The sequence below is a fragment of the Haloplanus aerogenes genome, assembly GCF_003856835.1.
GTDB classification, from domain to species: Archaea; Halobacteriota; Halobacteria; order Halobacteriales; family Haloferacaceae; genus Haloplanus; species Haloplanus aerogenes.
Map to the genome: position 1 here is coordinate 586,256 of NZ_CP034145.1, position 20,065 is coordinate 606,320.

The window sequence follows — 20,065 nt, forward strand, 5'->3', positions numbered from 1 at the left end:
TGGCCGCCGGCAAAAGCGATTCGACCCGACCCGGGATGCTTTCACCCTCGCGCTCCTGTCTGCTCGTGTGACTGGTGCCTCGCGCGGATCGGCGGCCGACGGCGGGCGCGACGGCGACGAGCCGACCGTCGTCACGGTCGACCGCGATACTGCGCCCGCCCGCAACCCCGCCACCGCCGTCGACCTCCAGCGCCTCCGCGACCTGAGCCACCTGCTCGACGACTCGATCCGCGTCCCCGGCACCGACTTCCGCATCGGGATCGAACCGCTGATCGGCCTCCTCCCCGTCGTCGGCGACGCCGTCGGTCTCGCCATCTCGACGTACGTCTTCGCCGTCGCCGCCCGCTCCGGCGTCCCGCGGGCGACGCTGGGGCGGGTCGCGGTCGTCCTCTGGATCGACGCCGTCGGCGGCGCCGTCCCCGTCCTCGGCGACCTCTTCGACGCCTACTGGAAGGCGAACCTGCGGGTGTCTGATCTGCTCGACGCCCGCCTCGACGACCCCGCGAGCGCGGCCGCCGATCGACGGTATCTCCGGCGACTGGCCGCCGTCGCCGTCGTCTGTACGCTCGTCGTCGTCGCCGTCCTCGCCGTCCTCGTGTGGTGGCTCCTCGGCTACGTCGGTGCGGTGTAGCGTAGCGTTTGGAACTGATCGAACGCTGTCTTTCGACCGGCTGTGCGATGACTTCCGAACGCTGCGCTAGATGGCAAGACAGTTACGCCCGCCAGCCCCTCACCCGGTATGAGCCTCCTCGACGACGCACGCCGACTCGCGGCGACCGGGCCGGTGTGTGACGCGTGCCTGGGGCGCGTCTTCGCTGACCGGAGTTTCGGGCTGACCAACGCCGAACGCGGCCGGTCGCTCCGCGTCGCCGCCGCCCTCGACGACGACGAACCCTTCGACCCTGTCGACATCGCGGACTGCTGGGTCTGCGAGGGGCGGTGTGCCGAGTTCGACGACTGGGCCGAACGCGCCGCCGAGTCGGTCGACGGGGTGGAGTTTGCCACCTATCAGGTCGGCACCCGGACGCCTCCGCTGATCGAGGAGAACGAGCGCCTGCTTCGCGAGGAAATCGGCGCCGACGCCGACGCCGGCGAACCGTTCAAGGCGGAGTTCAACCGCGAGGTAGGCAAGCGGGTCGGCCGCCTGACCGACACCGAGGTGGATTTCGAGCGCCCGGACGTGCAGTTCGTCCTCGACCTCGACGCCGACCGCGTGGAGACGGAGATCAACTCCGCCTTCGTCTACGGCCGCTACCGCAAACTCGAACGCGACATTCCGCAGACGGAGTGGCCCTGTCGCGAGTGTGACGGGAGCGGGCGACAGGGGAGCCAGCCCTGTGACCACTGCGGCGGGTCGGGCTACCTCTACGACCGGAGCGTCGAGGGGCTGATCGCACCCCTCGTCGAGGACGTGATGGACGGCGTCGACGCCGTCTTCCACGGTGCGGGCCGCGAAGACGTGGACGCCAAGATGCTCGGCACCGGCCGCCCGTTCGTCGTCGAGGTGAAGGAACCCCGGCGGCGCGATATCGACACCGACCGCCTGCAGGAGGACGTGAACGCCTTCGCCGAGGGTGCCGTCGAGGTGGAGGGGCTCCGTCTGGCCACCTACGAGATGGTTGAGCGCGTGAAACGGCTGGACGCGAGCAAGACCTACCGCGCCGAAGTCACGTTCGACGAACCGGTCGACGCCGACGCGTTCACGGACGCCCTCGCCGACCTCGACGGCGCGACGGTCGAGCAGTACACGCCCCAGCGGGTCGATCACCGGCGCGCGAACCTGACCCGGACGCGCGAGGTGTACGCCATGTCGGGCGACCTCGACGACGCCACCCACGCCACGGTCGAGATTCACGGCGCGGGCGGCCTCTACGTGAAGGAACTCGTCTCCGGCGACGACGGCCGGACGGAGCCGAGCCTCGCCGGCTTGCTCGGTGTCGGCGCCCGCGTCACTGCCCTCGATGTACTGGCTGTGGAGGGAGAGGAGGAGTCGTTCGAGGACGAGGCGTACTTCGCCTGACGGTCGTCGACTGACGCCGCACCGGGCGCGGAGTACATAGGCATCGGGTGCCTACACGCCCCCATGACCGACGATCACGCCCTCGCAACGCTCGCTGGCGGCTGCTTCTGGTGTCTCGAAGCCCCGTTCGAGGAACTCGGCGGCGTCCACGCGGTGACTTCCGGTTACGCCGGCGGCCACGTCGCGGAGCCGACCTACGAGGACGTGTGTTCGGGTGAGACCGGCCACGCCGAAGTCGTCCAGATCGAATACGATCCCGACCGCATCTCTTACGCCGACCTGCTGGCGGTCTTCTTCGCGCTCCACGACCCGACGACGAAGGATCGACAGGGGCCGGACGTGGGTTCGCAGTATCGCTCGGCCATCTTCACGCACGACGACGCACAACGCGAGACGGCCGAGGCGGTCATCGACGAACTGGCCGACGAGTACGACGACCCCATCGTCACCGAAATCGAACCGCTGGAGACGTTCTATCCGGCCGAGGGCTACCACCAGAACTACTACGCCAACAACCCCCAGCGGGCGTACTGTCAGGTGCAGATCCGGCCGAAACTGCAGAAGGTGCGCGAGCAGTTCGCGGAGCAAGTGGCCGACGACTAACCTGTCACCAAACGTTTATTTCTCCCCGTCCACTATCGGTGTGCGGGTCAGAACCATGTGTCACCATCACAAACCCGTCGACCTGATCGCGGAGCGATACGCCGAAGAGGAGGAAGAAGACGACGCCGAGGCCGACCCCGAGACGCCGACGCTGACGCCCCCGGCGGACGACTAAACCGAACGATTTTGTCACCGTCCCTCCACGGCCCGGTATGCAGATCGGTGCCGACGAGGCGGGCAAGGGACCGGTGCTGGGACCGATGGTCGCGGCGGCGGTGCGAGCGCCGAGCGGCGCCGTCCCCGACGCCGTCGACGACTCGAAACGTCTCGCACCGGCCCGTCGGGAGGAACTCGCAGCGCGCCTCCGGAGCGACCCGGCCGTCGACGTGGGCGTCGCCGTCGTGACGCCGGCCCGCATCGACGACCCCGAGACGGACATGAACTCGCTGACCGTCGCGGCGCAGGCCGAGGCCATCGAGGCGGTGGCCGTCGACGACGACGCCGTGACCGTCGACGCGGGCGACGTGGATGCTGACCGCTTCGGCCGGCGCATCGGGTCGGGTGTCGACGCCGCGGTGACGGTGCGGTCCGAGCATCGCGCCGACGAGAACCACCCGCACGTCGCGGCGGCGAGTATCGTCGCCAAAGTCGAGCGCGACGCTCGAATCGAGGCGCTTTCGGACGACTACGGCGACGTTGGCAGCGGCTATCCGAGTGACGAACGAACGCGAACCTTCCTCGCAGAGTACGTCCGCGATCACGGCGAGTTGCCCGCGTGTGCGCGGGCGTCGTGGTCGACGTGTGCGGACGTGCTGGCGGCGGCGGAGCAGTCCTCCCTGTCGGAGTTCTAGCGATCCCGCGTCAGCAACGCCCGGAGGATGTCCCCGTACGCCGGGCGCGTGAGGAGGACGCCCACGACGACGCCGAGGATGGTGAAGATGGCGAAGCCCTGCAGGTCGCCGAGCGAGAGGACGGCCAGCGGGCTCATGGCGATGATGGTCGTCGCCGCGGCGGCGCCGATGACCCAGAACGCCTTCTTGAACCGGCTCTGGAACACCCGGCGACTGTTCACGTCGCCCTCGGCCATTACCTCGTCGGCGATGATGATGAGGTCGTCCACCCCCGTCCCGATGACGGCGATGAACCCGGCGATGACGGAGAGGTCGAGCGGGTAGCCGATACCGGCCGCGAAGCCGAGCAGGATCACCACCTCCGAGAGCGCGGTGACGATCATCGGCAGGGCGACTTCTACCTCACCGTAGCGCAGGAAGACGACGCCCGCGACGGCGAACACCGCGATGATCCCCGTCAGCAGGGAGTTCGTACGGAAGTCCTGCCCCTGACTCGGCGCGATGTACGAGGAGGTGCCCTCGCCCCCGGGACCGATGTCGAGTTTGGCGGGGAGCGCACCGGCGCGCAGGTTGATCGCCACCTCGCGTGCCTCGCTGAAGTTCTGCGTCTGGAGGATGAATCGGGGATCCTGCGCCCAGTCGCCGGAGCGCATGCCGGCGGCGAGTCCCGGACTCATCCCGAAGGAGTTGACGACCTGCCCGTCGACGATCAGGAGCAGACAGGCGTCGGTGCCGTTGGGTGCCGTCTCGTAGCGACAGCGGGACCCGCCCTGACTCGCGACTCCCGTCTCGATCATCTGCTGCTGGAACTGGGGAGCGACATCCTCGCGCACGACGACCGGCACGTTCGGTAACTGGCCCTCGCCGCCCTGCTGGGCGTTGCCGATGCTCTGGAAGTCGTCCTGTTCGAGCACCGTTTCCTGTTCGTAGCCGCCGTCAGTGGGGTAGTAGGCGTCGACGCGGACGCTCCCGCGCTGGTTCACGAGGTCGACGACGCGCTGGCGGTTCTCGTCGGGCACCTCGATGAGGATGAAGTTCTCGCCAGCCGAGGAGATCTGCTGGACGGTCCCGCCGGAGAGTCCCGCCTCGTTGATCTTGTTCGAGAGGATGTCGACCGTCTGTGTGCGCGTCTGCTCGGTAACGCCATCGCGCGTACTCTCGTACGTGTAGCCGGCGGCGTCGAGCGCGCTCCCGAGTTCCTCGGGCGTGACGCCGTCGACGGTCACCTCGACGGTACCGGCCGACTGCGTCGTCCGCCGGACGATCACGTCCGCGACGGTCACGTTGTCGAGTTGGCCGGCCACGTCCTGTTCGATCTGGGGGGGTTGCGTCCCGCCGAACTCGACGTCGGTGGCGGTGACGCCGACGAGCGGCGCGCGGATGCGCGTCCCGCCGGAGAGCTGGAGGCCGTACTGGAGGTTCGTGACCCCGCTGCTGGCGAGACCGGGGGTCTCGGTGCTGCCGTCGCCGGCCGCCATCGTCGGCGAGAACAGCGCGAAGAGGCTGCCGAGCAGGACGACGATCAGGAGGAAGATCCGCCAGTTCTCTCGGATCGTGCCCATCAGTTCGACACCCCCTCGTACTTGTACCAGCGGAGGAGGCTGAGATTGAGCATGTAGGTGTTCATGAGGTCAGTGGCGAGCCCGAACACGAGGACGGTCCCGATGGCGGCGAGTAGCTGGATGCCGAACAGCGTCGCCACGATGGTCATGACGACCATCGCCGCGAGCGACGTGAGCGTCATCGTAACACCGGTGCGCATCGCGCGGTGGGTCGACTCGTAGAACCCGCCCGACCGTCTGAGGATGTGGTTGTTGAGCAGGATGTCGGAGTCGACGCTGTACCCGATGATCATCAGGAGGGCGGCGACGGTTCCGAGCGTGAGCTGGATGCCGAGGACGTTCATCAGCGCGACCGGAATGACGATGTCGGAGAACGCCGACAGGACGACGGCGATGGAGGGGACGAACGTCCGGAACATGAGGAAGACGAGCGCGCTCATCCCGAGGAAGGCGAAAGCGACGCCGCCGAGTGCGAGCAGTTGCGTCCGGGAGCCGAAGGAGGCCGAGACGCTGTAACTCGATTCGACCTCGAGGCCGGCGGCTCTGGCTTGCTCTTCCAGCGTCGACACGGTCACATCCTCGGTCTGGAAGGTCAGGATGTACGTGTTGTCCGAGGGGACGCTCCGGATAGTCGCCGGTGCCGGGTCGAACGCCTGCTGAATCTGTTCGCGTGCCTGCCCGTTCGGTGCGTCGATGGCGACGCGAAGTTCAGCGCCGCCGGTGAAATCGAGGCCGGGGTCGACCGGTGCGCCGGTCGCGACGTACCACCCGCCGATGATCAGGAGGGCAATGGCGAGCACTGCGAGCGGCACGGCCGCGAGCTGGCGATTCGTGTACCGGGTGTAATCGATCTCCGGTACTTCGAACGCTACCATGCCCGCCGGTCCACCCCGACGCCTACTAAGCCTTCTTATGTCCGCTGGAACGGGCACCCCGGCGTCGTCGACCTGCACACGCCGACGCACCACCGATACGCCCATTAACGCCGACACGCACCGAGCACCCATGGGACTCGTCGCCGAGTACGAGATTCTGTGCGCGCACCTGCCGCTCGTCGACGTCGCCGCCGCCGTCCCCGACGCGACGCTGGAGGTGGCAATCCAGTTCAACCACGGCGACCGCCCCCCGTTTCTCGTCCACGCCACGCACGACGACCACGCCCCGCTCGAACGGGCCTTCGCGTCCTCCACGTTCGTCGATACGTACGCGCTCGTCGGCCGGGCGGGCGAGACGAGACGCTATCAGGTTCGGTCGGCAGTGAGCATGGAGGCCCAGTTGGGCGACCACCTCGACGACCTCGACGACCTCCGAGCGCTGGCGACGGCCGAGGCCATCGTCGAGCGGATTCGGGTCACGCCGCGGGGGTGGATACAGACCGGCTGGTTCGCCGATCGGGCGGCTTTCGACGCGTTTCGAACGTTCTGGCAGCGCAACGACTGCTTCTCGCTCCGGCGACTCACCCGCGACGGCGACCCCGAGGAACCGGGTGACGGCCTGACCGACCGCCAGCGCGAGGCCCTCCGTATCGCCTACGAGATGGGCTACTTCGACATCCCCCGGCGGGCGTCGCTCGACGACGTGGCCACCGAACTCGACATCACCGCCTCCTCGCTCTCCGAGCGCCTCCGCCGCGCCCAGACCCACCTCATCGAGACGACCGTTGCTTCGACGTGGCCGCCGTTGCCCGACACATAAAGGGCCCCACAGCTGAGAGACAGGGTTAGCCCGGCGTCGCTCGAAAAACGGGTACCGATGCCGACTGTCACGTCCCCGGACGGTACACGCATCGCGTACGAACGACACGGCGACGGGCCGCCGCTCGTCCTCCTCCACGGCGGGTTGACCCGGCGCTACTGGGAGCCGCTCGTCCCGCAGTTCGCCGGCGACTTCACCGTCGTCACGCCGGACCGGCGCGGCCGTGGTGAGAGCGATGACACGGCGCCGTACAGCATCGAGCGCGAAGTCGAAGACACTCGCGCCGTCGTCGACGCGGTGGCGGAGACTCCCGTCCTCTTCGGCCACTCCTTCGGCGGCCTGCAAGCCATCGAGACGGCCCGCGTCGCGTCCGTCGAGGCCGTCGTCGCCTACGAACCGGCCTACCTCGTCGACGAGTACCGCGAGACGGCCGATCTGGCGGCACGAATGCAGGCCCGACTCGACGCCGGTGAGCCCGCGGAAGCGACGAAACTCCACCTCTGCGAAGTCCTGCGTGACGACATCGACGACATCGACGACATCGACGCGTGGCTCGACGAGTGGCCGGTCTGGCCCGCCCCCGTCGACCACGTCGAGAACACGATCCGGATGAATCGGGCGCTCGAAAATCATCCCTTGCCCGATTCGCTCGACGTCGACGCGCCCGTCCTCCTGCTGACCGGAAGCGAGGGGCCGTCGCACCTCCGCGAGAGCGTTCGGGCGGTCCACGACGCCCTCCCGGACAGTCGTCTCGTCGAGTTCGAGGGCGTCGGACACAGCGGGCCGACGGAGGCGCCGGATCGTACCGTGGAAGCGGTACGCGACTTTCTGGCGACGGTGACGCCGGCCCGGTCGGCGTAGCTACGGCAGATAGCGGACGCAGACGACGCCCGGCGCCGACCGCACCACCACGCGCTCGACGCCGAGGCGGGCCGCCCGCGACCGGAGGTCGTCCGTGTCCTCCAGCACGTCGTCGACGGCCGACTCCGTCTCCGCCTCCGACACCGTCAGCACGTGAATCTCGCCCGTCCCCGCGCGTTCCCGCCGGGTGAGTTCGCCGACGGCCTGTTCGTCGGCCAGTTCCCGTTCGAGCGTCGTCGGCGACTCCGAACTCTCCTCGATGCTGATCGTCCACCGCTCGGCTACGTCCACGAGTTGCCACGCCACCTCCAGCGGCGGTTCGGGTTCCACGGTCCCCTCGATGGCCTCGCCCTCCTCGACGCCGGGGTTCGACGCGAGCGTGTGTACCTGCCCGTCGTCCACGTCCGTGAGCACGGCCGAGCCGTCGTCGGCCGCGGTCACGAGGAAGGTTCCGGTCTTTTCGTCGGTCATGTGGCGGGGTAGGCGGCCGGGGGGTTTCGGGGTTTCGTCACGTCATCGCCACCGCCGGTGGCACAGGAGCATGAGCACTGCCGCGAGTAGCGGCGGGACCACCCCCACGAGTTGCGGGAGAGCGTACAGCGCCGCGACGACGGGGGCGAGCGCGCCCGTCGGCGTCGTCTGCTGACTCGGGGGCACCGAGATCACGAGGCCGAGATAGAGCGCGACGACGAACAGGTAGCCCGTGGCGGCGAGTGCGGCGTCGTACGGCCCGTCCACCGGTTCGCCGCGCTCCCGGTGTCGCCGGTGCCGCCGCGCCACGAACAGCACGGGTGCGACGAGCGGCACGACCACGAACAGGCCGACGACGGCGAAAAAGGAACGCGAGAGCGTCAGATTCCCACCCCGACCGCCGGTCGTGGTGGCGATGACGCCGATCACGGCGGCGATAAAGATGAGGCTCACCGCGACGGTCAGCAGGCCGCCGAGGGCGACGTAGGAACGGAACAGATGGGAGTCGCTCGCCCGGAAGGCGTAGGGAAACGCGCCGACGACGCCACGGTAGTCGTCCGCCATCGGTGGGTGTAATCGGCGCGGCGAGTTAACGGGCCCGGATTCCGATCACGTGAGCCGGTAGCGGGTCGCCCCGTCGCGCTCCACCCGCTCCGTGACATCGAGGAGCACCAGCCAGTCCAGCAAGCGGGTCACTCGCTCGCGCCACGTGTCCGTCCACTCGGCGTCGCGGTGGCGCTCCCACGCGGGCACCCGTTCCCGGACGCGGTCGAACGCTTCTGCGGCCGTCAGTGGCCCAGCCTCCGCGAGCGTCTCGTGGACCGCCTCGGCCGCGAACACCCGGTTCAGGAGGGTCTCGCGACACGCCGAAACGGTCGGCTCCCGGTCCGTTCGGCGGTAGCCCGACGGCGTCTCCTCGGCGAGTTCGAGCGCGCGGAGGAAGGTGAGCCACGTCCGCGCCGCATCGCGGCTCGGCAGGTCGAGGCGGTCCACGAGGCGGGCACAGCAGTCGTCCTCGGTGCCCGGGACGAGCGGCACCGCCTGCTGCACGCGCTCGACGTACGCGAACTTCTCGGGCGCTGGCGGGACGGGTTTGAACTTCACAGCCCGAACGACTCGGCCAGCAGGTCGTGGTTCGTCTCGCCCAGCGCGTAGGTCGGCCCGTCTATCACGTCGATGGTCACCTGCGCGGGCGCGAACACCGATTCGGGCACCTCGTAGAAGTCCCAGTCGGCGTCCTCGAACACCTGTTCGAAGGGGGTGTCGTACTCGTCGGCGGCCGCGGAGGGCACCTCGTCGAAGCGGTCGAAATCCTCGCGCACCTGCACGTACACCTCGCCGCCGTAGGCCAGCGCGTCGTTGGTACGGCCCATCGCGACGCCCTCGTCGTGGCTGACGGGTGCGACCGGCGCGCTCCCGGCGGCCGACACCACGTCCCTCGGATCGTAACCGAGTTCGAACAGTCGGAAGAGCGCGAGTTCGGGGGCGCGGGCGGCGGCGCTGACGCTCCCGGCCATCGACCCCGTCGCGTACGTTGGGAGGAAGACGCCGCTCGGTTCGACGCCCGCGCGCTCGGCCACCTGCTCGGCGGCGTCGTCGCCCGGCAGGGTGTCGGCCTCGATGGTCAGCACCGTGAGATCGAACTCGTCGTAGTAGCCCACCACCTCGAACTCGTACTCCTCGCCGACGAGCGCTCGCGCCGGGCCGGAGCCGAGGCCGTCGACGCTCTCCGCGACGAGTTCCCACCCCGCCTTCTGCGAGCAGAGGAGCGAGAGCGCCGGCTTGTCCGTCGTGAGTTCGACGTACGGGAAGGGCGCCCCCGCTACCTCGTCCATCCGGGTCTGGATGGTCGCCAGTCCGGCCGTCTGAATCTCCGCGAGCAACAGTCCGGCTTCGAGGCCACCCGCGGCCGTGACGCCGAAATCGAGGACCGTCGCGCCCGAGTCGAGTTCGAAGACGTCGACGTTGAGTTCGCCAGCGAAATCAATCGCCTCGTCGACGAGTTCGACGGCCATCCGGTTGAGACTCTCCATACCGCCCGGTTGGGCGCTTTCAGTTAAATGGGTTGTCGGTGACGACCGCCGGCCGAATCGGTGGTGCCCGTTCGTGAAGAAACAGATGGCTGAAATCCTCCACTATAGCCAGAAATAAACAATATAATCGCGGCAATAAAGTTAATATTCTTTATCTAATCTAGCTGAATGCGGACGAATGGCCACACAATCTTTTTGTCACGTCCACGTTCAGTGTGTGTCGACTTCGGGAGCTATACGATACAGAAAAACGCCATGATTCTGAACACATCGGGGGCTGATCGCGGATGTAATGGACGAACAGGTAGTTCTTGCAGCCCCGGATCGCGGGGGCCACGATGACCGATCCCGTCCCGACGACGTGTATGCGGTGTGCGGTCGGCTGTGGGCTGATTCAGCGGGGCGTCGACATCGGCTACGGCATCGACACTGTCCGCGGGAACGCGAACGACCCCGTCAACCGCGGGATGGCGTGTTCGCGCGGCATCAGCGAGACGGCCGATCCGGACGGTGAGTGGCTCACACGGCCCATGGTCCGACGCGACGGCGAACTGACGAAGACCACGTGGGACACGGCGCTGTTCGAGGCCCAGCGTGGTCTCGGGGAAGCGATGGACCGCAACCCCGACGCCGTCGCCATCCTCGGCAGCGGCCAGCAGACCAACGAGGCGGCGTACGCCCTCGGCAAACTCGCCCGCGGCGGCATCGGCACGCGGTACTACGACGCCAACACGACGCTGTGCATGGCGAGTGCGGTGACCGCGTACTACGACGCGTTCGGTAGCGACGCGCCGCCGCCGACCTACGAGGACATCTCGAAAGCCGAGACCCACGTCGTCTGGGGGGCGAATCCGGCCGTCGCCCACCCCGTCATGTGCCGCTGGATCACCCAGAGCGCCGAGGACGGCACCCTGATCGTCGTCGATCCGGTGCGCACCAAGACCGCCCGGGCCGCCGACCACCACGTCGCCGTCGACCCCGGCGGCGACCTCGACCTCGCGCGGGCGGTCCTCGCGCGCGTCGTCGAAACCGGCGGCGTCGACGAGGCGTTCGTCGACGCGGCGACGACGGGCTTCGACGACCTGGAACTGCCCGACTCCGAGGCGGCGGCCGACCGTGCCGGCGTTCCTCTCTCCACCGTCGACCGCCTCGTCGAGACGCTCGCCGACGACACCCTCATCTACTGGGGGATGGGCGTCAACCAGAGCGTGCAGGGCACCGACACCGCGGGCGCGCTGATCGATCTGTGTCTCGCCACCGGCAACCTCGGACCGGGCACCGGTCCGTTCTCGCTCACCGGGCAGGCCAACTCGATGGGCACCCGTGTCTGCTCCTCGAAGGGGACGTGGCCCGGCCACCACGACTTCGACGACCCGGAAGAGCGCGAAGTCGTCGCCGACGCGTGGGGCGTCCCCGTAGAGCGCCTGCCCGACGACACCGGTCCCGGCCCGGTCGGCATCGTCGACGCCGTTCGTGAGGGATCGGTCGAGGCGGTGTACACCGTCGCCACCAACCCCGTCGCCGGGATGCCCGACGCGACGGACGTGGCCGACGCTCTGGAGGACGCCTTCCTCGTCGTACAGGACGCCTTCCGCACCGAGACGGTCGAACACGCCGACGTCGTGTTGCCGGCGGCGACGTGGGGCGAATCGAACGGCACCGCGATCAACATGGAGCGCACCGTCTCGCGGATCCGCCCCGCGAGCGACCTGCCCCGCGGCGTCCGGACCGACCTCAACATCATCCAGACGCTGGGGAACGTCCTAGTCAACGACCTGTTCGACCCGACGGCCGCCCCCGCCGCCGTCTTCGACGAATTCGCGGCGCTCACCGCCGGTACCGACGCCGACTGCTCGGGCATCAGCCACGAGCGACTGGACGAGGAACTCGCCGTGCGCTGGCCCGCGTCCGACGCGGAGACGAGTGCGGGGTATCGGTACTACGAGGGCGAGGAGCCACGCTCCTCGGAGAGTCGCGAGGAGCCACGCTCCTCGGAGGGCCGGACGGCGTCCGGCGACGGCGGTGACGCCGTCGCCCCCGACGACTGGTCGTTCCCCACACCCTCGGGCCGCGCCCGCTTCAGCGACGGCACGGGCCGACCGCTCCCCGAACCGACGGACGAGGAGTACCCCCTCCTGCTTACTACCGCTCGCGAGGCTGACGGCTACAACACCGGCGTCCGCTCGCGCGAGTCGCCGGACGATCCGGGGACTCTCGTCGCCCGTGTCCATCCCGACACGCTCGACGACCACCGCGAGGTCATCGAACCCAACGAAGCCGACGACCTCCTCGTCCGGGTCGCGTCGCGGCGGGGTGAGGTCATCGCCCGCGTCACCGCCGACGACGCCATCCCGTCGGACGTGGTGTGGCTGCCCATCCACCACCCGGCGACGAACGACCTCACCCACCCGGCGACCGATCCGCGGTCGGACGAACCGAACCTCAAGCAGTGTGCGGTTCGGCTCGCTCGCCCCGAATCCGACACGGTGACGCCCGCCTTCGAGCGTGAGCGTCCGCCCCAGCACCCATGACGAACAAGATCGAACAGCTGATTCTCGCCACCGTCGCCTTCTTCTGGGCGTTCCTGATGTGGTTCTCGACGGCGGCGTTCAGCCCGAGCATCGGCGAATTTTATGGACTGACGACCGGGCAACTCGCCCTGCTCGCCAGTTCGGCCATCTGGCTCGCGCCGCCGGGGCGCGTCCTCGCCGGGTGGGCCGCCGACCGTCTCGGCGCGCACAACGTCTTCACGATCATCCTCGCGTACTCCGGCATCGTCAGCATCGTCTCCGCGTACGCCTCGGGCATCGGCTTCCTCTCCGACTTCGAGGTCCTCTTTATCGAGCGCATGATCGTCGCCTCGGCGGGGATCAGCTTCGTCGTCGGCATCCAGCACGTCGCCCAGTGGTTCGACGAACACGAAATCGGGACGGCGGAGGGCCTCTACGCCGGCACCGGCAACGTCGGCGCCGGTGTCGGCGCCCTGCTCCTGCCCCGCATCTACGGCACCAACTTCTCCGACGCCTTCCTGCATCTCGGCATCGTCGCCCTGCTCATCGCGGTGGTCTACCAGTGGCGCGGTCAGGCCGCGAAAGACGTCGCTACTGCCGAAGCCGCCAAGGCCAACACCTCGCTTGGCGACACGCTGTTCGTCTGGACGCGCTTCGCCGCCATCGCCTTGATGCTCGCGTACGCCATGTCGTTCGGCCTCGAAATCGCGATGAACTCGTGGCTGCCGAGCTACTACGCCACCGGCTTCGACGGCGCCATCGCCGACCTCGGCTTCACCGGCACCGCGGCCATCCAGACCGCCGCCGGCACGTTCGCCGCGGTGCAGTCGTTCAACGCCTCCCTCTTTCGCCCCTTCTCGGGCTACATGTCCGACCTCTGGCAGCGCAAGGGGTGGACGCCGTACCCCCTCCTCTCGAAAACGCAGGCGTACTCGCCGCGCGTCCACTGGCTGATGACGGCGCTCATCCTCATCACGCTCACGATGGTCGCGCTGACGCTCGTCGGTCTCGCCGGTATCCTGCCGGCCTCCGTCGTCGTCCTCGCCATCTTCGGCGTCACCGTCAGCTTCGGCACCGGCGGCGTCTTCGCCATCGTGCCCGTCCTGTTCGAGGACCGGCCGGGCACCGCCTCGGGCTTCATCGGCGGTATCTCCACCTCCGGCGGCATCGTCTACCCCCTCGTCTACGGCTACGTCCCCAACATCCACATGGGCTACGCCGTCGTCGCCCTCGTCTTCTTCGTCCCCTTCATGCTCTTTTACGTCTGGGCGATGCGCTACGAGGCGGACCCGCGCGAACACGGGTTCGGCTCCGCCCGCCGGTGGCTCGGCGGCGACGGCCCGGCACCTACGGGAGGTGACGACTGATGGGTGGACAGGCAACTGACGCCGACGCGGACGCCGAGTACGACGACTGGTACACGTGGGGCAAGGCCGTCCTCTATCTGGAGATGGCCATTGCCATCCTCGTGACGGTGTTCTCGCTGTATCTGGCGTTCAACGGGCAGGCCGGATTCCTCGCGCACTGAGCGGCGACGGCCTTCGTCACGCGATCCGACGTGCGAGTACGTCGGCGACGGCGTCGACGACGGCGTCGCGATACTCCGTTCGAGCGACCAGGGGCTGTTCGAGTTGCACACCGCCAGTCCCGGCGTCGGTGAGCCAGTTCACCACGTTGTCGGTAGCCGTCCCGTTCCGTGCGGGGTCGGTCGCGAGTCGGACCGCGAACGCCCCGTCGACGGCCGCCTCCAGTTCGTCCCGAATCGCCGTCCTGAGTTCGAGCGACGCCGTCCCGCCGATGCCGAGGTAGTCGTTCCGCCAACCGTGGAATCCGACCGTGGTGTCGAAGCCCACGTCCTCGATACCCTCGAGCTCGGGGAACGAGCGCGGGTCGATGCGCGTCGAGGTGACGTGCCACCGCCTGTAGGCACCGCCCCCCGGCCACCACCCGGCACAGTACCAACCGGTCGCGCCGAGTCGGCTCGAGAGTCGCGTGACCTGCCGGTCCGTTCCGTGCTCGATGTACCCGCCGTGGGGTGCGAGCGCGACGATGCCCGAGTCCCCGTCGATCAGCCGTTCGACGAACTCCCCCGTCTCGGCGGCCGTCTCGCGGTCTAGTGTCGGGTGGACGACGTTCGGGTCGGCATCGACCCGGAACCGGTCGGTGGTCGCTCCCAGTCGGTCGCGTCCCGCCGCGCTGACGGCGCCGGCCTCGTCGTCGTGGACGGCGACGGTGAACACGGCCGGATCGCCGTCGTAGCGGAGCCGCACCTGTTGGCCGTCGGTGACGCCGACGGCGGCGGCGGCGTCCCGGGGGAGGCGACACATTCCGCCGTCGACGACGGCGTCGCTCACCGTCATCCGGACCATCGTTCGAGCCTCGGCCGGTCGCTCGGTCGACGCGAGGGATACGCGACCGATGCGGCCGAGCGTGAGTCCGCTGGCGAGTACCGTCCGTCTCGTCGGCGAATACACCCTCGCGATAGACGGTGAGCGGTGATCATCCGCACGCTCGTCCGGTTCGGTCGCCGACTCATTCGTGGTCCGACGTTCGCTCCCGTTTCGCCGCCCGCCCCAGCGCCGCCTCCACCCCTTCCACCTTCGACGCCGCCGACACCGTACTCGTCCGTTTGTCGTCGATTTTCAACACGGTACTCACCCGATCCGCGTCCACCGCACGGTGCGCAGCCTCGCAGGCGGCAAAGAGCGTCCCCACGTCGTCGGCTTCGATCACCGTCCCCATCGGGTTCGTCTCGTAGGCAACGTCGAAGTCGTCGAGTGCGGCCACCGCGTCCGCAACGTCTTCGGCCATACTGCCCTCTTTCACCGGTGCCACCGAGAGGAGTGCGACGACGGTCATGGGCGTGACTACGACGGCCGCAAGTATATTTCCCATCGTCGCGTTGACGGGGGCATGGCCGCAATCGAGGTGCAGGGGCTGACCAAGGCCTACGGCGACACCCTCGCCAACGACCACCTCGACTTCTCAATCGAGCGTGGCGAAATCTTCGGCTACCTCGGGCCGAACGGTGCGGGCAAGTCCACGACGATCCGACAGCTCATGGGATTTCAGGCGCCCACCGAGGGCACCGCGAGGATCTTCGGACACGACGTTCGCAACGACCGTGAACTCCGACAGGCGAAAGCGCGCATCGGCTTCCTCCCCGGCGAACCCGCCTTCACCCCCTCCGTCACCGGCGCCGAGTTGCTCGACTATCAGGCGGCGCTCAAGGGCGACGAGCGCCGCGACGAACTGCTCGACATCTTCACGCCGCCGCTCGACCGGCAGATCCGGGAGTATTCGACGGGCAACAAGCAGATGCTCGGCATCGTGCAGGCGTTCATGCACGACCCCGACCTCCTCATCATGGACGAACCCACCTCGGGACTCGACCCGCTCAAACAGGAGGCGTTCCACGCCTTCCTTCGCGAGGAGCGAGACCGGGGCAAGACCATCTTCTTCTCCTCGCACATCCTCGGCGAGGTGCGACGCGTCTGCGACCGGGTGGGAATCATTCGTGAGGGCCGACTGGTCACCGTCGAAGCGGTGGACGATCTGCTGGAACGCGGCGGAAAGCAAGTGCGCGTCCACACCGCCGAACCCGTGACCGAGGCGGATTTCGACGTGGACGGCATCGTCGGCTTCGAAGCCGAAGGGCGGCAGGCGCAGTTCACCTTCACCGGCGACTACAACGACCTGTTCGCCGCCCTCGCCGACCACCGCCTCGTCGATATCGAAATCGACGAACCGCCCATCGAGGAGGTCTTCATGCACTTCTACGGCGGTGAGGAGTGATGCTCGATACGACGCGGTACGAGGCGCGACAGCGCATCCGCGGCACCCTCGCGCTCGCCATCCTCCTCGGCCTGTTCGCCCTCCTCATCATCTCCATCTTCCCGACCATCGCCGAGTCGAGCGCCGACATCGACGCGTTCATCGAGTCGCTGCCGGAGTCGTTCCGGGAGGGATTCGGCGCCGAGACCTACACCACCATCGAGGGGTTCGTCGCCGCGGAACTGTACCAGACCGTCTGGGTTCTCCTCCTCGGCCTCTACATGGCCTACGCCGGCGGTGGCCTCCTCGCCGACGACATCGAGTCCGGGCGGCTGTACCTGGTGCTCGCGACACCCGTCGCGCGCAAGCGCGTCGCCTTCGAGAAGTTCCTCTCGCTCGGCCTCCCCATCGTCGTCCTCAACCTGTCGATGCCGCTTTTCGTCTTCGGCGGCTCCATCGCCATCGACTACCCGCTCGATCCGTACTACCTGCTGGTCGTCCACGCCCTCTCGATCCCCTACCTCCTGCTCTGTGGCGCCATCGGGCTGGCGCTCTCGGTCGTCCTCGACCGGGGTGACGCCGCTCAGCGAGGTTCCATCGCCGTCGTTTTCCTCCTCTTTCTCCTCGATTCCGTAACGCTCGGCACCGACGTGGAGTGGCTGGGCGCGATGAGTCCGACCCGGTATCTCGACCCGACCGACATCCTCCTGCACGAGACCATCGACCTCGTCGACCCACTCCTCCTGTTCGTGGTCGCCATCGTCCTCGTCCTCCTCAGTCTCGTCCACTTCCAGCACCGAGACCTCTAGCCGCCCTCACAATTTATGCGACCGCATGGCCGTAGTGTCGGTATGCGCGCGGTCCAGCCCCGTTCTCGCCCCTCCACCCGAGTCCGTCCGCGTCGGTCAGCGGAGGAGTTGCCGCGATGACGGCCCGTCGCAAAGTCGCCGGCGTCGTCGTCGCGCTCGGTCTCCTGTCGGCGGCCGTCGCCCCCGCCCTCGCGGTGCAGCAAGTGATCGGATCGCCCGACATCGACGTGTTCAGCCCCGACAACGAGGTGCGTCCCGGCGAGGAGGGTTCCCTTCCTGTCTACCTCTCGAACAGCGGTCGCCTGCGCCAGTCCGGTCCCGAGGAGTACGTCGACCGCGTGACGACGGCCCGCGGGCTGACCTTCACCGTCTCGGATGGGAACGCCCCGATTGACGTGCGAACGGGTCGCTATCCGGTCGGGAGCGTTCCGGTCGGGAGTGAAGGCCCCTTCTCCGTCTCCATCACCGTCGCCGAGAACGCGACGCCCGGCACCTACCGCATCCCGGTTCGTGTCCGGTACACGTACACGCTCATGGTGGATTACAGCACGTCGCCGGCGAACTTCGTCGACAGCACGCAGGACCGCCGCTACTATCTGACCGTCGTCGTCCGCGACGTGCCGCGATTCGAGGTGGTCGATACGTCGTCGCGGGTGGGCGTCGGCGGGCGGGGCAACGTCTCCATCACCGTCGAAAACGTCGGCACCGACCCTGCCCGCGACGCGACGGTACAGCTCTCGTCGCCGTCCGACGAGGTGTTGCTCGGCACGCGGTCGACCAGTTCGCGGGCGTTCACCGGCACTTGGCGCCCTGCCGAGCGGCGCACCTTCGAGTTCGTCGCGCGGACCACGTCCGACGCCGTCGTCCGGGAGTATCCCCTGACTGCCACCGTCTCGTATCGGGACCGGGACGGCATCGAGCGCACCTCGCGGGAGCTGACGACGGGCGTTACCCCGCTTCCGGAGCAGACGTTCACGGTGTCGAACCTCTCGACGACGCTCTACGTCGGCGAACCCGGCACCGTCCGGGGGACGATCACGAACACCGGGCCGCGGCCGGTGACCGACGCCAGCCTCGTCTACACCCCCACGAACCCGAACCTCGCCCCCGCCGACCGGGAAGTCGCGCTGGGTCGCCTCGCCCCCGGCGAGCAGGCGTCGTTCGCCTACGAGGTGACCGTGTCGGATCGCGCGACGGCGACCGCCCAGCAGCTCAACCTCTCCGTCCGGTACCGCAACGAGCGGGGGGATCGGCAGGTGAGCGACCCGCTGGAGCCGACAGTCACGGTCGCCCCCGAACGGACGTGGCTGGCGGTGACACCCGTGGATAACACGTTCGCTATCGACACCGACAACCGCCTGACGGTCCGGATTCGGAACGTCCAGCGCGTCCCGCTCCGGAACGTGGTCGCGCGCCTCGCCGTCGACGCCCCCTTCGAGACGGAGTCACGGGTCGCGTACGTTGACGCGCTCGACCCCGAGGAGACGGCGACGCTGGCGTTCGAACTCACCGTCTCCGAGGACGCCGTCCCGACGCAGTCGTCGGTCCGACTGAACGTCACGGCCGACCGTCCCGACGGCGAAACGATCCTCCTCGACACGTACGACGTGCCGGTCACCGTCGCGGCGGAGTCGGGGCCGACCGACACGGCCGTCTTCGTCGGCGGTGCCCTCGCCGCCCTCGCCCTCCTCGCCGGCGGGTGGCTGTGGCTCCGGCGGTAGCCAGCCGCGTCCTTATACACGCCCCGTCCCTCGTTTCGGCTATGACGGCCTGCACCTACTGTGGCTGTGACGTGACCGCCCACGATCCGGTGTACGTCGAGGAAGTCGAGGACAGCGACCGGGTTCCCGCCGGCCAGTTCTGCAACTACGGCTGTCTCGCGGCCCACGTCGAAACCGAGGGACTGGCCGAGGGGACGACCTGCCGGATCGATTAATCTACGTGTGTCGCGTCGATCACCGACGGCCCCTCGTCGAGACGAACGCGGAGGGTGTCGCCCTCGCATTCGACCCGCACCGTCGCCCGCCACGGGCCGGTGTCGGTGATGGTGGTCCGCTCGTCGGAGGCCGCAAAGGGGAGCGCCCAGATGTGGCGACGGGTCACGTCGACGCCGTGATCGTAGAAGAAGGAAACCACGGCCGGGTGGGTCACGAGGAGGCCGCCCAGTCGCGTGTAGATGGCGCCGTCGCAGGTGTCACAGACGTGCAGGACGCGGTGGTCGATGGCGGGGTTTTCGCGGTGGGGCATCTCGGCGTCCGTCGGGAGGATGCGCGAGGTCATGTGGCCACAACACCACGGACAGACGCCTTTCGCCATCGACGCGATTTCGCGTTGGATGTGCTCGTTGGCCGCCCGGAGAACGCCCTCGCGGTCCCGTTCGGTCAGGCTACTGGGCGGGCAGAAGTACTTGTAGAAGATCGCGCCGCAGTCGCCGCTACACCGCACCCGAAACATGCTCTCGCGGTAGGCGGCCTCCTGTGACGCGCCACAGACGTGGCAGTTCCCGTCGAGTTCGAACGGGTCGATCTGCACCCGGTCGGTGAACGTCCCCGCCTTGATCGCCTGATACACGCGCACTCCGGGGTAGCTCAGCCGGTAGCCGTCGTCCGTCTCCTCGACGAACTGGTCCACTAACTTGCCGAGGTGGTAGTTGAACCGGCCGCTCCCCGATATGTCGGCCCGGCGTCGCAACTCGGAGAAGGGGAGCGTCTCCGGCACGCCGGGCGTGGAGGCGTCCCCGAGCGCTCTGATAATTTTGATGCGCGTCCGGTCGGCCAACAGGGTGAAGGCGTCGTCGGGACGCAGGCTCTCGGTGTCGTCAGTCACCGTACACGAACTGCCGCGGTCGACCTACATAACCCTTGGCCGTCGCGGCA

23 protein-coding genes are annotated in these 20,065 nt (G+C 68.3%); 14 read left to right on the forward strand and 9 right to left on the reverse strand.

All coding sequences use genetic code 11. The annotated features are described in order from the left end of the window. Positions 1–67: 67 nt before the first annotated feature. From DU502_RS03050 to rnhB, 5 genes are all read left to right on the forward strand, one after another. Positions 68–631, forward strand: coding sequence for a DUF4112 domain-containing protein (locus tag DU502_RS03050; protein ID WP_158601147.1), 564 nt, complete (start codon positions 68–70; stop codon positions 629–631). A gap of 108 nt (positions 632–739) precedes the next feature. Continuing rightward, positions 740–2,020 (forward strand): tRNA pseudouridine(54/55) synthase Pus10, encoded by a 1,281-nt coding sequence (locus tag DU502_RS03055; protein WP_121919841.1) that lies wholly within the window; start codon positions 740–742, stop codon positions 2,018–2,020. 63 nt (positions 2,021–2,083) lie between these two features. Beyond that, positions 2,084–2,623, forward strand: coding sequence for a peptide-methionine (S)-S-oxide reductase MsrA (msrA, locus tag DU502_RS03060; protein ID WP_121919840.1), 540 nt, complete (start codon positions 2,084–2,086; stop codon positions 2,621–2,623). Positions 2,624–2,663: 40 nt separating this feature from the next. Then, complete coding sequence (locus DU502_RS18835) at positions 2,664–2,798, forward strand: hypothetical protein (RefSeq protein WP_279432664.1); 135 nt, start codon at positions 2,664–2,666, stop codon at positions 2,796–2,798. Positions 2,799–2,835: 37 nt separating this feature from the next. After that, complete coding sequence (gene rnhB / locus DU502_RS03065) at positions 2,836–3,474, forward strand: ribonuclease HII (protein WP_121919839.1); 639 nt, start codon at positions 2,836–2,838, stop codon at positions 3,472–3,474. Here rnhB and DU502_RS03070 read toward each other — a convergent pair. Next, a complete protein-coding gene (locus DU502_RS03070; protein WP_121919838.1) occupies positions 3,471–5,036 on the reverse strand; it encodes a preprotein translocase subunit SecD in 1,566 nt (521 codons plus the stop codon). The two genes, rnhB and DU502_RS03070, sit on opposite strands and share 4 nt — an antisense overlap. After that, positions 5,036–5,911 (reverse strand): protein translocase subunit SecF, encoded by an 876-nt coding sequence (gene secF, locus DU502_RS03075; RefSeq protein ID WP_121919837.1) that lies wholly within the window; start codon positions 5,909–5,911, stop codon positions 5,036–5,038. Before secF ends, DU502_RS03070 begins: the two co-directional genes overlap by 1 nt. Before the next feature lie 130 nt (positions 5,912–6,041). On the opposite strand from secF, the gene DU502_RS03080 reads away from it, so the two are divergent. Both DU502_RS03080 and DU502_RS03085 read left to right on the forward strand, forming a co-directional pair. Further along, positions 6,042–6,731 (forward strand): helix-turn-helix domain-containing protein, encoded by a 690-nt coding sequence (locus tag DU502_RS03080; RefSeq protein ID WP_121919836.1) that lies wholly within the window; start codon positions 6,042–6,044, stop codon positions 6,729–6,731. A 57-nt stretch (positions 6,732–6,788) separates the two neighbouring features. After that, on the forward strand, positions 6,789–7,592 hold the full coding sequence (locus DU502_RS03085; protein ID WP_121919835.1) for an alpha/beta fold hydrolase: 804 nt from the start codon (positions 6,789–6,791) through the stop codon (positions 7,590–7,592). Here DU502_RS03085 and DU502_RS03090 read toward each other — a convergent pair whose 3' ends face one another. Genes DU502_RS03090 through mch form a run of 4 tightly spaced genes read right to left on the reverse strand, consistent with a single transcriptional unit; the run spans position 7,593 to position 10,096 of the window. After that, positions 7,593–8,063, reverse strand: coding sequence for a DUF5812 family protein (locus DU502_RS03090; RefSeq protein ID WP_121919834.1), 471 nt, complete (start codon positions 8,061–8,063; stop codon positions 7,593–7,595). 42 nt (positions 8,064–8,105) lie between these two features. Then, on the reverse strand, positions 8,106–8,627 hold the full coding sequence (locus DU502_RS03095; protein WP_121919833.1) for a hypothetical protein: 522 nt from the start codon (positions 8,625–8,627) through the stop codon (positions 8,106–8,108). A gap of 45 nt (positions 8,628–8,672) precedes the next feature. Continuing rightward, entirely contained in the window at positions 8,673–9,167 is a 495-nt protein-coding gene (locus DU502_RS03100) for a hypothetical protein (protein ID WP_121919832.1), read from the reverse strand. Then, entirely contained in the window at positions 9,164–10,096 is a 933-nt protein-coding gene (gene mch / locus DU502_RS03105) for a methenyltetrahydromethanopterin cyclohydrolase (protein WP_121919831.1), read from the reverse strand. Before mch ends, DU502_RS03100 begins: the two co-directional genes overlap by 4 nt. A gap of 338 nt (positions 10,097–10,434) precedes the next feature. Between mch and nasA the strand changes: the two genes are divergently transcribed. The 3 genes from nasA to DU502_RS18095 are packed head-to-tail and all read left to right on the forward strand — an operon-like array spanning position 10,435 to position 14,134. Continuing rightward, positions 10,435–12,627, forward strand: coding sequence for an assimilatory nitrate reductase NasA (gene nasA, locus DU502_RS03110; RefSeq protein ID WP_121919830.1), 2,193 nt, complete (start codon positions 10,435–10,437; stop codon positions 12,625–12,627). Next, positions 12,624–13,973: an MFS transporter gene (locus DU502_RS03115; RefSeq protein ID WP_121919829.1), complete on the forward strand. Its 1,350-nt coding sequence runs from the start codon at positions 12,624–12,626 to the stop codon at positions 13,971–13,973. Before nasA ends, DU502_RS03115 begins: the two co-directional genes overlap by 4 nt. After that, positions 13,973–14,134 carry a hypothetical protein gene (locus tag DU502_RS18095; protein ID WP_166033612.1) on the forward strand — a complete coding sequence of 54 codons (162 nt, stop codon included), beginning with the start codon at positions 13,973–13,975 and terminating at the stop codon, positions 14,132–14,134. The genes DU502_RS03115 and DU502_RS18095 overlap by 1 nt, the downstream gene beginning before the upstream one ends. Positions 14,135–14,150: 16 nt before the next feature. Here the strand turns inward: DU502_RS18095 and DU502_RS03120 are convergent, their stop codons facing one another. Together DU502_RS03120 and DU502_RS03125 are read right to left on the reverse strand one after the other, a co-directional pair. Continuing rightward, complete coding sequence (locus DU502_RS03120; RefSeq protein ID WP_199722680.1) at positions 14,151–14,975, reverse strand: poly-gamma-glutamate hydrolase family protein; 825 nt, start codon at positions 14,973–14,975, stop codon at positions 14,151–14,153. Between the two features lie 163 nt (positions 14,976–15,138). Next, on the reverse strand, positions 15,139–15,465 hold the full coding sequence (locus tag DU502_RS03125) for a thiamine-binding protein (RefSeq protein ID WP_121919828.1): 327 nt from the start codon (positions 15,463–15,465) through the stop codon (positions 15,139–15,141). A gap of 54 nt (positions 15,466–15,519) precedes the next feature. Here DU502_RS03125 and DU502_RS03130 point away from each other — a divergent pair, with 54 nt between their 5' ends. The 4 genes from DU502_RS03130 to DU502_RS18100 all read left to right on the forward strand — a co-directional run bounded on the left by DU502_RS03130 (position 15,520) and on the right by DU502_RS18100 (position 19,125). Continuing rightward, entirely contained in the window at positions 15,520–16,401 is an 882-nt protein-coding gene (locus DU502_RS03130; RefSeq protein ID WP_121919827.1) for an ABC transporter ATP-binding protein, read from the forward strand. Then, positions 16,401–17,189 carry an ABC transporter permease subunit gene (locus DU502_RS03135; RefSeq protein ID WP_121919826.1) on the forward strand — a complete coding sequence of 263 codons (789 nt, stop codon included), beginning with the start codon at positions 16,401–16,403 and terminating at the stop codon, positions 17,187–17,189. Before DU502_RS03130 ends, DU502_RS03135 begins: the two co-directional genes overlap by 1 nt. A 116-nt stretch (positions 17,190–17,305) precedes the next feature. Beyond that, positions 17,306–18,910: a COG1361 S-layer family protein gene (locus DU502_RS03140; RefSeq protein ID WP_121919825.1), complete on the forward strand. Its 1,605-nt coding sequence runs from the start codon at positions 17,306–17,308 to the stop codon at positions 18,908–18,910. A gap of 41 nt (positions 18,911–18,951) precedes the next feature. Further along, the gene (locus DU502_RS18100) at positions 18,952–19,125 is read left to right on the forward strand and encodes a hypothetical protein (protein WP_166033614.1); all 174 of its coding nucleotides are present in this window, start codon (positions 18,952–18,954) and stop codon (positions 19,123–19,125) included. Here the strand turns inward: DU502_RS18100 and DU502_RS03145 are convergent. Beyond that, the gene (locus tag DU502_RS03145; protein ID WP_121919824.1) at positions 19,122–20,015 is read right to left on the reverse strand and encodes an ArsR/SmtB family transcription factor; all 894 of its coding nucleotides are present in this window, start codon (positions 20,013–20,015) and stop codon (positions 19,122–19,124) included. The two genes, DU502_RS18100 and DU502_RS03145, sit on opposite strands and share 4 nt — an antisense overlap. Positions 20,016–20,065 lie beyond the last annotated feature (50 nt).

What these genes read in the sequence shown, in the direction of transcription:
- DU502_RS03055 (WP_121919841.1), top strand. Translation starts at nt 740, where the DNA reads ATGAGCCTCCTCGACGACGCACGCCGACTCGCGGCGACCGGGCCGGTG.
- msrA (WP_121919840.1), top strand. Translation starts at nt 2,084, where the DNA reads ATGACCGACGATCACGCCCTCGCAACGCTCGCTGGCGGCTGCTTCTGG.
- rnhB (WP_121919839.1), top strand. Translation starts at nt 2,836, where the DNA reads ATGCAGATCGGTGCCGACGAGGCGGGCAAGGGACCGGTGCTGGGACCG.
- DU502_RS03070 (WP_121919838.1), bottom strand. Translation starts at nt 5,036, where the DNA reads ATGGGCACGATCCGAGAGAACTGGCGGATCTTCCTCCTGATCGTCGTC.
- secF (WP_121919837.1), bottom strand. Translation starts at nt 5,911, where the DNA reads ATGGTAGCGTTCGAAGTACCGGAGATCGATTACACCCGGTACACGAAT.
- DU502_RS03080 (WP_121919836.1), top strand. Translation starts at nt 6,042, where the DNA reads ATGGGACTCGTCGCCGAGTACGAGATTCTGTGCGCGCACCTGCCGCTC.
- DU502_RS03085 (WP_121919835.1), top strand. Translation starts at nt 6,789, where the DNA reads ATGCCGACTGTCACGTCCCCGGACGGTACACGCATCGCGTACGAACGA.
- DU502_RS03090 (WP_121919834.1), bottom strand. Translation starts at nt 8,063, where the DNA reads ATGACCGACGAAAAGACCGGAACCTTCCTCGTGACCGCGGCCGACGAC.
- DU502_RS03095 (WP_121919833.1), bottom strand. Translation starts at nt 8,627, where the DNA reads ATGGCGGACGACTACCGTGGCGTCGTCGGCGCGTTTCCCTACGCCTTC.
- mch (WP_121919831.1), bottom strand. Translation starts at nt 10,096, where the DNA reads ATGGAGAGTCTCAACCGGATGGCCGTCGAACTCGTCGACGAGGCGATT.
- nasA (WP_121919830.1), top strand. Translation starts at nt 10,435, where the DNA reads ATGACCGATCCCGTCCCGACGACGTGTATGCGGTGTGCGGTCGGCTGT.
- DU502_RS03115 (WP_121919829.1), top strand. Translation starts at nt 12,624, where the DNA reads ATGACGAACAAGATCGAACAGCTGATTCTCGCCACCGTCGCCTTCTTC.
- DU502_RS18095 (WP_166033612.1), top strand. Translation starts at nt 13,973, where the DNA reads ATGGGTGGACAGGCAACTGACGCCGACGCGGACGCCGAGTACGACGAC.
- DU502_RS03120 (WP_199722680.1), bottom strand. Translation starts at nt 14,975, where the DNA reads ATGGTCCGGATGACGGTGAGCGACGCCGTCGTCGACGGCGGAATGTGT.
- DU502_RS03125 (WP_121919828.1), bottom strand. Translation starts at nt 15,465, where the DNA reads ATGACCGTCGTCGCACTCCTCTCGGTGGCACCGGTGAAAGAGGGCAGT.
- DU502_RS03130 (WP_121919827.1), top strand. Translation starts at nt 15,520, where the DNA reads ATGGCCGCAATCGAGGTGCAGGGGCTGACCAAGGCCTACGGCGACACC.
- DU502_RS03135 (WP_121919826.1), top strand. Translation starts at nt 16,401, where the DNA reads ATGCTCGATACGACGCGGTACGAGGCGCGACAGCGCATCCGCGGCACC.
- DU502_RS03140 (WP_121919825.1), top strand. Translation starts at nt 17,306, where the DNA reads ATGACGGCCCGTCGCAAAGTCGCCGGCGTCGTCGTCGCGCTCGGTCTC.
- DU502_RS18100 (WP_166033614.1), top strand. Translation starts at nt 18,952, where the DNA reads ATGACGGCCTGCACCTACTGTGGCTGTGACGTGACCGCCCACGATCCG.